This is a genomic window from Mesorhizobium sp. M7D.F.Ca.US.004.01.2.1 (genome assembly GCF_003997785.1).
In the GTDB taxonomy this organism is placed as follows: Bacteria; Pseudomonadota; Alphaproteobacteria; order Rhizobiales; family Rhizobiaceae; genus Mesorhizobium; species Mesorhizobium loti.
Map to the genome: position 1 here is coordinate 1 of NZ_RZRQ01000653.1, position 1,339 is coordinate 1,339.

3 protein-coding genes and 1 pseudogene are annotated in these 1,339 nt (G+C 61.5%); 3 read left to right on the forward strand and 1 reads right to left on the reverse strand.

What is annotated here, in order from left to right:
• On the forward strand, nt 1–169 hold a 169-nt coding region (locus tag EN993_RS35875), incomplete at its 5' end, for a LuxR C-terminal-related transcriptional regulator (RefSeq protein WP_245469077.1).
• Here the strand turns inward: EN993_RS35875 and EN993_RS38210 are convergent.
• The gene (locus EN993_RS38210; RefSeq protein WP_245463099.1) at nt 166–390 is read right to left on the reverse strand and encodes a hypothetical protein; all 225 of its coding nucleotides are present in this window, start codon (nt 388–390) and stop codon (nt 166–168) included. The two genes, EN993_RS35875 and EN993_RS38210, sit on opposite strands and share 4 nt — an antisense overlap.
• A gap of 174 nt (nt 391–564) precedes the next feature.
• Here EN993_RS38210 and EN993_RS35885 point away from each other — a divergent pair, with 174 nt between their 5' ends.
• A complete protein-coding gene (locus EN993_RS35885) occupies nt 565–1,011 on the forward strand; it encodes a pyridoxamine 5'-phosphate oxidase family protein (protein ID WP_127266248.1) in 447 nt (148 codons plus the stop codon).
• 147 nt (nt 1,012–1,158) lie between these two features.
• Nucleotides 1,159–1,339 (forward strand): annotated as a pseudogene (locus EN993_RS37280) (transcriptional regulator); the annotation flags it as partial.

Sequence of the window (1,339 nt, forward strand, 5' to 3'; positions counted from 1 at the left end):
GGTTCTGGACGGGCTCGTTTCGGGTCTGCCCAACAAGACGATCGCTTATGATCTGGGTATCAGTCCGCGCACCGTCGAGATTCATCGTGCCAATGTGATGAGCAAGATGGCCGCGGGCAGCCTGTCGCATCTCGTGCGCATGGCATTGATCGTGGAATCCAAACCCTAGCAAGCGTCCCCGAGAGACTTGCCGTCGTCTGTCGGCACTGCCTTCGACTTCCAGTAGCGCCAATGGGTCGGGCGGATATCGACGCGCACGCCAGTCCCAGCATTCTTCCAACCCTGCTGGCCCTTTATACAGGGAAATACGAGCGCATGTTCGCCATCCTCGTCGAAGACGGCGAGTTCGAGTTCGCGACCAAACGGAGCGCTCAGGATTGGCTTCCACATCTCCCCATGATCGGGGGAAGCGGCAAGCCGCGCCTTGATTTGAATCATTTTGCGAAATTGCCGCTCATGCCGCTGCCCGCGAGCGGTAAGCCTGCCTTGATCGCGATCAATGACCGCCCCCCGGCGACTGGGCCAACAGTCTGTGGGACGGCCAATAAACTCAGGAGCTCGCACATGCTGATCCGCACATTATCCGCCCTAGAATGCACGAAAATGCTGACCGCCAACCGTGTCGGCCATCTGGCGTGCGCGAAGGATGGGCAGCCCTATGTGGTGCCGGTGCACTATGCGCACGCCGACAACCACCTCTACGCGTTTTCCATGCCCGGCAAGAAGATCGACTGGATGCGCGCCAATCCACTGGTGTCCGTCCAGGTGGGCGAACGCGGCCAGGGGCGAGGCTGGAGAAGCGTCGTCGTCGATGGCCGCTATGAAGAACTGCCGGACCGGATTGGTCACAAGCTCGAGCGCGACCACGCATGGTCGGTGTTGAGCAAGCACGCTGACTGGTGGGAGCCCGGCGCCCTCAAGCCGGTCATGCCTCCGGTGTCGGACAGCGCACCCCACGTTTTCTTTCGTATCTTGATCGAGCAGGTGTCGGGCCGCGAGGCGGGTGAATAGTTGTCTTCACTGCCGCGACCGGCGAAAGCGATGGCTGGACCGGTTCAAGAGGAGCGGCTCTAGGTAGTTTCCCGTAGGGATATAACCGAATTTCGCGGCCCCCGGATTCGCGCGATTGCTGTGTCACGGATCAACCGGGAAACAGCCATGCACGCCTACACCGCCTCCAGAATTTCGCTGCCTTCACGGTCTGCCCTGCCCAACCGGCCGGAGGCTTTCGAGCCCGCGCTGCTGCAACCACTCGGCTTCTATCCCGCCGGCGCCGAATTCCACCTGGTAGAAGGCTCCGGCCTTTTCGCCCTGGGCGTAGATTTCGGCGCCGTCCGCG

Bases quoted from the DNA above. Each gene is read 5' to 3' on its own strand.
- EN993_RS38210 (WP_245463099.1), bottom strand. From the start codon at position 390: ATGTGGAAGCCAATCCTGAGCGCTCCGTTTGGTCGCGAACTCGAACTC.
- EN993_RS35885 (WP_127266248.1), top strand. From the start codon at position 565: ATGCTGATCCGCACATTATCCGCCCTAGAATGCACGAAAATGCTGACC.